Consider the following 8,129-nt stretch of genomic DNA (forward strand, 5'->3'; position numbering starts at 1 on the left):
TTAAGCAGGTGCTCTTCCTCTATCTCGCTGTCTGCTTGGGTTGATTGCACATCCTCTCCAAGCAGACGCTTACTCTAACCCGATGTGATCGACTGAAACTCGGTCTCGAGATCGGTGATGCGGTCGACGTCGAAGTCGCCGATGCGACGACCGTCGCCCATGCCCTCATCGACAGCAAGGACTCGGACGAATTTCTTATCGTGACCCCTGCCTGACTAATGCAAAGTTCACTCACCTACCGCACGAATCGTGACCTGTTCTCTAATTACTACCTCGACGAGCATCTCCCCGAGACGGAGGAGTGGGACGAGGTCGACGACGACGAACTAGAAGCCGCGTACGACGAGATCGTCGATCTCTACAAGCGGGAGAAGAGCACGGCCCCGAAGCGGAACGAGTCCCAGCTGGAGGAGAAGTTTATCCGGCCGATGTTCCGGAAGCTAGGAATTCCCTTCGAAGTCGAGGAGAGTACAAGCCGGACGCAGCGACGCCCGGACTACGGCTTCTTCGAGACCGAGGACGCCGCGCGTGACGCCTTCGAGCGCCGCGAAGGGGGAGGCGACTTCTACGAGAACGCGGTCGCTGTCGCTGACGCTAAGCGCTGGGGACGCCCGCTCGACACGCGGGGGAGCGGAGAGCACGAGCGCGACTTCGAGAACCCGAGCTACCAGATCCACGTCTACTTGCAAGAGACACCCGCTCAGTGGGCGGTGCTAACGGACGGGAAGAAGTGGCGGCTCTACTACGGCCCGACGAGCCATCGGCTCGATTCCTACTACGAGGTCGACTTACCAACCGTCCTCGAGAAGGGGGATCTTGAGGATTTCATGCCTTGTTTTGCCGCCGAGTGATGGTAGCTTCAGACGCTCTCACGGCGTTCTTCCGTCAGATTAACCCGGGATTGGACGCCGTCTGGCGATATGGCATCGCTCAGACGGCTAGCGCAGATGTGTCGAGACCTTGCCAAACAGCACGTTGGCGACCCGGACGTACCCGCCGCGCCGGACGGCGCGGGCGGGTACGCCGAGTGGGTGCAGATCGCGTTGATTCTGTACCGCGTCGAATTAGAGAAAAGCCTCCGCGAGACGGAAGACTACCTCAATGAGATGCCCGGTGTCCTTGCCGTGTTTGGACTCGACGAGGCACCGCACTACAGTTCGTTCTGCCGGTGGGAAAACGAGTATCGAATGCGTGAACTCCGCCGCCTGCTCCGCGCTTCGGCGGAGCAGGCGGGCTGGAGTGGTGAAGCCGCTATTGACGCGAGTGGCTTCCAGCGTGACCAAACCAGCTACCACTACCGCGACCGCGCGAACTACTCGTTCCAGTCGATGAAGACGACGATCTTGATCGACGTCAACTCACTAGCGATCAAGGACGTTCATTTCACTACGCAGAAGGCGTGGGACGGCCATATCGGGATGCAGGTCTTCCGCCGGAACGCGGAAGACCTGCGTGTGCTGTCTGCTGACGCGAACTATTCATGGGGAGAGCTTCGTGAAGAGTGTCGCTCCGAGTCAACGCGACCGTTGATCAAACACCGAGAACAGACGCCGTTACAGAAGGCGCACAACGCACGGATGAACGAAGACTACAACCAGCGGTGGATGAGTGAAACCGGCTTCTCGCAGTTGAAGCAAGACGACGGCGAGAAGCTGCGCTCCCGGAGCTGGCACGGCCAGTTCCGGGAGCTGACACGGAAGTGCATCATCCATAACCTGACGCAGGCGGCGAGTTAAGGGCTCGCCGCCTGCTCTCCTTCTCCGGACGTATCCAGGAGAGGCATCGCCGTCGTCATCGAAGCAAAGACGCTAGATACCATAGTTCTGATCCTTCAGCAAACGACGGTAACTGCGAGTGCTGCATCTTCTGCGTTCAAAAAGTCGCTTCTGACACCGTGACGCTGTAGATTATCAACCCCACCCCGCCGCTGTCTGGCGTTCAACAAGGCAGATGAACAGCATCGAGAGGATGAACCCATAAAACGTGTCGCCGAAGTCCTCTAGCGTGTCGATATCGTCGCTTGATGGCCTCTCGAAGTTACGGATCTGCTCGTGGGTCTTGTCGAACAGCTCAAGTTCCTCTTCCCGTCCCCCAATCAGGCTTTTCAGGCACCGCTGGAAGCAGTATCGATATTCCGTGTCGCGCAGATCATAGTCCCCGAACAGGAACTTCCCATCTGACATCGGGACCGGGTATTCGATACAAAGCCGGAACCGGTCTTCGACGTGCTTGAGCGCTCTCACGAGTTCCGCCTGCGCAGAGAGTAGCGTGTCGATTTCCTCATTGAGTTCATCGCCGCGGTCTAAGTACTTGTCTCCGAAACTGCTCTCGTCCGCCGTATAGACGATTTGGATTAGGTAGTTGATGTAGGCGAACTCCCGCATCTTCAGGCGACGGTTTTCGTAAAAGCTGTACGAGACCTTGTTGAGACGTTCTATGAGGTAGAGGAGTAGGTGGCCCTTGTCGTACTCCTGCATAAGTTGGACTAGGTTCTCATCACGGAGGAACTGCCGGTCGCGTCTAACTTTCTCCTCAATTTCGTCCTGGTCCGCGATCTGGATATCGAGACAATTCGGACACACCAGTTTCTCGTTGTTATGGTCCAAGATGAGAAGATGGCTACAGTCAGAACAGGGCATATCCTTGTTTATGCTAGATTTGTGAGTTTAATATACCTTGGCTGGGAGCCGTCCTAAGATCGACAGTCTGGGATGGTCTGACTACATATCGAGATAGGGGCCGCAAGCCCGAAATCTGGCACTACTGCCGATCGTCCAGCACGAGTTCAGTAATATACCCCGACGACCGACGCGGTTATCGCTCCAAAGTCGGCGGTTATCAGGCCCACTCATCGAGTTGTTGAGAACCTCCTATTTCATCTGGTGAAACAGCTGTTGGCCTAGTGATATTGTGACGGGTTGGCGTGCAAGATGTAGAGTATGAGTGCAGCACTGTTACAAGCATAACAACTTTTAATTTCCAGATTTTTTTCTGTTATGATGGATAGACGCCAATTTATTACGGGAGTTGCCACGGTAAGTGCAGTTGCACTTGCAGGGTGTGGGGATAGTGAAGGTGGGGGAAGAGAACTTTCAGATAGAACGGCAGAAGACGCAGTTGAACAATATTACACTGCGGCCAATGACGATGATGTTGAATCCGCAAATGAAGTGATACATCCTGAATCCGAAGCGCACCCGATTGAAGAGGCTGATCTTGAGGACTTTGACGCCACCCTTATAGAGGTAAATCAGCTCTCAACGAGAGAGTTTGTTGAATGGGAGCAAGGGGGTGAGTTATCCGAAGAAGAGATTGAACAAGAAGTTGAAAGACAAGAGGAAGTTCTTAACGATGTAATTGAATTTTTTGATGCAGACGATGCCGCTCTGGTGTTGGTAACAGAAGAGGTGGATGGTGAAGAAATTGAAACTACGGTTCGTACAGTTCAAGACGATGGTGATTGGTATTTATACAATTAACACTCATAGTGAGTGTGTCATAGAATCGATCACAGGGTTTTGAGCTTCGTTCATCCGGGATTGTGTCCTCTTTTGTATAATAAAGTTAATTTTTCAGTTAATAGAAATCACTATTTGAAGCATTCTATGACACGCTAACTCTATTGCAAGACTCGCGCTCTGTATCTTGCACTGATCGACCTGCCAAATATCAAATATATACTGCTGTTTCACTATCCCTCTGTACTGGACAGCTGATCTCAAGGTTCGTCGAGAAGGAAGTGGTAATCGATAACAACGAAAAGGATACCTGTTTCATATACTAACCCGGGCAAAACGGAAAGTGTGACTCACGTCGCGTTATACGCCCGCGTCTCGACCGACCGCCAAGACCACGAGCGACAGATCCGCGAGCTCGAGGAGTTTGTCGGCAAGGAGTATCCTGACGCAAGCGTCGAGCGGTTCGCCGATATTATTTCGGGGACTGATGACGAGGGTGGCGCAGAGTACCACCGGCTTCGCGAAGCGATCGCCAATGGGGAAGTCGACGTCGTCGTTGTTCATGAGTTGTCTCGACTCTCCCGGCTTGGTGGTGGCGAGATCCACAACTTCCTCCAGCACGCGCTTGAGCACGACACGAGCGTCCGAGACCTTGAGGTTGGCCTCGAGCTTGATGTCGACGACAGTATGGTCGATCAGGCGGTCACCCAAATGATCGCCGGGCTCATGGGTGACCTCGCTCGGATTGAACAGACACAGAAGGTCCGCCGAATCCAGTCGGGGATCGACGCTGCCCGAGAGGCCGGTAAGTGGACTGGCCGGCCGCCGACGGGGTTTGAGGTTGTCGACGGACATCTCCGGGTCGACCCGGAGGAGTACCTCCGGGTACGCGCCGGCATGGAGCGAGTCGCCAGTGGTGAATCACTTGCCGACGTCGCCGATGACGTTGGTGTCGCTGCGAGCACGCTCCGAGAGCTGTATAACGACCGCGCGGAGCTATATCTCCGCGGCGAGGCTGACGACGATCGCGTTGACACCGCCCTTGAGGATGTTCGGCCACTGAGTGAGCCCGCTGCTGAGCCTGACGAGGATCTCAACGAGCGGCTCAAGCGGCTCGAACAGAAGGTTGAGAATCTTGACTGAACACAATCCACAGTAGTGATCCATCTGGAGATTTGTTAGTAGATCTGTACAAATCTCGATGTTAACTGGTCTCTGGAACTTCTGTCAGTTTCAAATGATGTTTGGGCCGGCGTGCTGAATGTAACGCGCGTATACAGCATTACTGTACCCCGCTAAGAGACCCGTCTCACTCGATTATGAGAGTATGAGCTTTGTAGAGTGCTCTATGGAACAGAAATAAAATGAGTCTCAATCTGAACTACAGGTCAGCATCAAACAACGGCTGATATTCTAGTTCTGCTGTTTCAGACTCACCAAAAGAAGTAAGCAGATAAACATCCTTGGTATATCATGGAAGATGAAATCAACGTGCTGCTCGTTGATGACGAACCCGGAATCACAGATCTAACAGCAAGCTTTCTCAAACGGGAAGATGATCGATTTTGTATCCGGACGGCGACTAGCGCCGACGAGGGACTGGCCATAATTAATGACTGCCGACCTGATTGCATCGTCTCAGATTACGATATGCCTGAAATGGATGGAATTGAATTCTTGCAGACCGTTCGAGAGGAGTTTCCTACTCTCCCGTTTATCCTCTTTACCGGTGAGGGCAGTGAAACCGTCGCCAGTGACGCGATTGCTGCCGACGTTACTGACTATCTTCAGAAAGGGGGTGGAGCCGAGCGGTACAAACTTCTCACCAACCGGATCTGTAACGCTGTTAACGCACAACGTGAGGCTGAGCGCGCTGACAGACAAGAAGAACTGATAGATCTCGCTGAGCGTGCCGATAGTATTGGTAGCTTCGAACTAGATACTGAGACCGGGGAGTTGTCTCTAAGTAATGGCCTCTACAACGTCATGGATCTTCCTGAGCAGGCAGATCTCTCACTGGATGATGCTCTTGATTTGTTTCACTCCGACGATCGCAAAGAGATCCAGCAAGATATTGACTCCGCTTCTCAGACGGGCGAACAGATACAGGGAAGCTACTGTGTTGAGACACCAAACGGAGAAAAACGAATTATCGGTGTTACCCTCAAATCGGCAGCCACCGAAGAGAACGATCAGATAGTCTATGGCGCTGTCAGCGACATTACTGATCGTCGGGAGCGCCAGCGAGAGCTCAGAGAGTACGGAACGATTATTGACGCGCTCACTGACCCGGTGTACGTCATTAGCGAAACCGGTCGGTTCACGCACGTCAATGACGAGTTCGTTGAGTTGGTCGGCTACGAGCGGGAGACGATCATCGGGAGTACACCATCGTTGATCAAAGATGACGACGCTGTTGAACAAGCAGAACAACAGCTGGGACGACTATTGTCGGGTGCTGGGCCAGAGACAGTTACTTTCGAAGTGGCGATACACCCTCGTAATGGAGATCCAATCACTTGCGAGGATCATATGGGTGTCCTCCCATACGACGGCAACTCATTTGACGGATCAGTCGGCGTGCTTCGTGATATTACTGAACATAAAGAATACGAACGGGAATTGGAGGCACAAAACGAGCGGTTAGAAGAGTTCAGCAGTATCGTGAGCCACGATTTACGGAACCCACTCAACGTTGCTGAAGGTCGCTTAGAATTAGCGAACGAAGAGTGCGACAGTGACCACCTCGATCCAATCGGTCGAGCACTTGATCGGATGGATACACTGATCACTGATTTGCTGGCGCTCGCTCGGGGGGCCAAAAGTACGACTGATATAACTTCGATCAAGGTTTCAATGCTTGCGGAGAACTGTTGGCGTAACGTCGATACCAGAGACGCCAGCATCGTCACCGATATCGAGCGGACGATTCGAGCCGATGAAGGGAGACTGAGTCAGGTGTTCGAGAATCTCATTCGTAATGCTGTCGAACACGGAGGTGACGGCGTGACGGTCCGAGTTGGCGAACTGGACGCCGGCTTCTACATCGAAGACGACGGCCCAGGAATTCCAGTTGGCGAACGTGACGACGTGTTCGACGCGGGGTATTCGACAAGCGATGAAGGGACTGGCTTCGGGCTGAGCATTGTCAAACAGGTCGTCGATGCCCACGGCTGGGAGATCCACCTAACTGAAGGTTCTGATGGTGGTGCGCGGTTTGAAATTACCGGCGTCATGTTTGCTGCTGAATAGATCCTCTGGGCCTTGTTTAGACGCGGTATAGATCGGACGGAACAGGTGCTACCGAAGGAACTAAACCGAACAGAGATGCCCTCATAGACGGATCCTGTTCAGCTGATACAGACGCTAACCCACACTATCAGGAGCGTCTAAACAATGCCGATCCTCTGTATCTCGCAGGCAGCTTCTGGCAAATCTCCGGTAGGTAACTCCGATACGTGCAAGATGCAGGGCGCGTATCGCATATCGACACTCTGTGATTGTGAACGCGTACTCGTGCTAGAACAAATGGATACGTTCTCCAGAGGGAAAATACTTGTAGACTAAAAACAAAATCAGATTATGTCAGTTGAACGGATGTCAACGGGCGTCAGTGGTTTTGATGAGGTTCTGGACGGTGGTCTCATTCAGGGTCGAAATGTTCTCGTGCGTGGCTCGCCGGGTTCAGGCAAGACAATCTTCGGATTACACTTCCTCTCGGCTGGGATAGATGCCGAAGAGACGGCTCTGTACATTAATATGGGTGAGCCGCAGGCGTACGTCGAAGAAACAGCCGACGCGTTCGGCCTCAATACTGAGCAGATACAGTTTCATAACCTCTCGCCGACCCAAGAGCAGTTCTCAGAGCGTAACTCCTACAGCGTCTTCGAATCAGCCGAAGTCGAACAGCCGGGGTTTATTGAAGATCTACGCGACAAAGTCGACAAAATCAAACCAGATCGTGTGTTGCTTGACCCCATCACAGAGTTTCGATATCTTACCAGCGACGAACGGCAATTCCGCTCCGGTGTTCTTGGCCTCCTCGACTATCTCAAAGAGGCTGGCGCGACGGTGATGCTCACTTCGCAGGCTGGCGGTTCAATCACGGACGACGATATTCAGTTCCTCGTCGACGCTGTCGTCACACTTGATGTGACTCCCGAAAGCAGGGCAGTCAACGTCTCCAAGTTCCGAGGGTCGTCGTTCCGACGTGGAAATCACTCCTACGATATTACTGACGAGGGACTGACGGTCTGGCCGACACTCGTTCCCGGCGAACAGGAGCGAGAGGTCGAATCGGGGACGCTCTCTTCGGGTGTGGCGGAACTTGACGATCTGCTCCACGGTGGCTTAGATCAGGGAACCGTAACAATACTCAGCGGTCCGACTGGCGTCGGCAAGACCACGACCGGTCTCCAATTTCTCATCCAAGCGGCCCTTGAGGGCAAACAGAGCATTCTATTCCAATTTGAAGAGGCGGAGTGGACCATCCGCAAACGAGCCGACGCGATCGGCCTCCCGCTACAGGATGCGCTGGACAGCGGACAGCTCTCCATCGTCGAAATCGATCCGGAAGAGTATACGGTCGGCGAATTCGAGCATCTCGTCCGCGAGGCGGTCACCGACGGTACCGAAGTGGTGATGATCGATGGCTCACAAGGGTTTCAGGAG

6 protein-coding genes and 1 pseudogene are annotated in these 8,129 nt (G+C 53.5%); 6 read left to right on the top strand and 1 reads right to left on the bottom strand.

Annotation, left to right across the window (positions count from 1 at the left end):
• Positions 1-218 precede the first annotated feature (218 nt).
• Both ACFQEU_RS08075 and ACFQEU_RS08080 read left to right on the top strand, forming a co-directional pair.
• Positions 219-827: pseudogene (locus ACFQEU_RS08075) on the top strand (class I SAM-dependent DNA methyltransferase); the annotation flags it as partial.
• A 93-nt stretch (positions 828-920) separates the two neighbouring features.
• Positions 921-1,736 carry an IS5 family transposase gene (locus tag ACFQEU_RS08080; RefSeq protein ID WP_379781011.1) on the top strand — a complete coding sequence of 272 codons (816 nt, stop codon included), beginning with the start codon at positions 921-923 and terminating at the stop codon, positions 1,734-1,736.
• A gap of 174 nt (positions 1,737-1,910) precedes the next feature.
• Here the strand turns inward: ACFQEU_RS08080 and ACFQEU_RS08085 are convergent, their stop codons facing one another.
• Complete coding sequence (locus ACFQEU_RS08085) at positions 1,911-2,639, bottom strand: hypothetical protein (protein ID WP_379781013.1); 729 nt, start codon at positions 2,637-2,639, stop codon at positions 1,911-1,913.
• 360 nt (positions 2,640-2,999) lie between these two features.
• On the opposite strand from ACFQEU_RS08085, the gene ACFQEU_RS08090 reads away from it, so the two are divergent.
• From ACFQEU_RS08090 to ACFQEU_RS08105, 4 genes are all read left to right on the top strand, one after another.
• Entirely contained in the window at positions 3,000-3,479 is a 480-nt protein-coding gene (locus ACFQEU_RS08090; RefSeq protein ID WP_379781015.1) for a hypothetical protein, read from the top strand.
• Between the two features lie 324 nt (positions 3,480-3,803).
• The gene (locus tag ACFQEU_RS08095; RefSeq protein ID WP_379781017.1) at positions 3,804-4,601 is read left to right on the top strand and encodes a recombinase family protein; all 798 of its coding nucleotides are present in this window, start codon (positions 3,804-3,806) and stop codon (positions 4,599-4,601) included.
• Between the two features lie 330 nt (positions 4,602-4,931).
• A complete protein-coding gene (locus ACFQEU_RS08100; RefSeq protein WP_379781020.1) occupies positions 4,932-6,710 on the top strand; it encodes a hybrid sensor histidine kinase/response regulator in 1,779 nt (592 codons plus the stop codon).
• Positions 6,711-7,040: 330 nt separating this feature from the next.
• On the top strand, positions 7,041-8,129 hold a 1,089-nt coding region (locus ACFQEU_RS08105), incomplete at its 3' end, for an ATPase domain-containing protein (protein ID WP_379781022.1).

Source organism: Halorubrum tibetense (assembly GCF_042661865.1).
GTDB lineage: Archaea > Halobacteriota > Halobacteria > Halobacteriales > Haloferacaceae > Halorubrum > Halorubrum tibetense.

Bases quoted from the DNA above. Each gene is read 5' to 3' on its own strand.
- ACFQEU_RS08090 (WP_379781015.1), top strand. From the start codon at position 3,000: ATGGATAGACGCCAATTTATTACGGGAGTTGCCACGGTAAGTGCAGTT.
- ACFQEU_RS08100 (WP_379781020.1), top strand. From the start codon at position 4,932: ATGGAAGATGAAATCAACGTGCTGCTCGTTGATGACGAACCCGGAATC.
- ACFQEU_RS08080 (WP_379781011.1), top strand. From the start codon at position 921: ATGGCATCGCTCAGACGGCTAGCGCAGATGTGTCGAGACCTTGCCAAA.
- ACFQEU_RS08085 (WP_379781013.1), bottom strand. From the start codon at position 2,639: ATGCCCTGTTCTGACTGTAGCCATCTTCTCATCTTGGACCATAACAAC.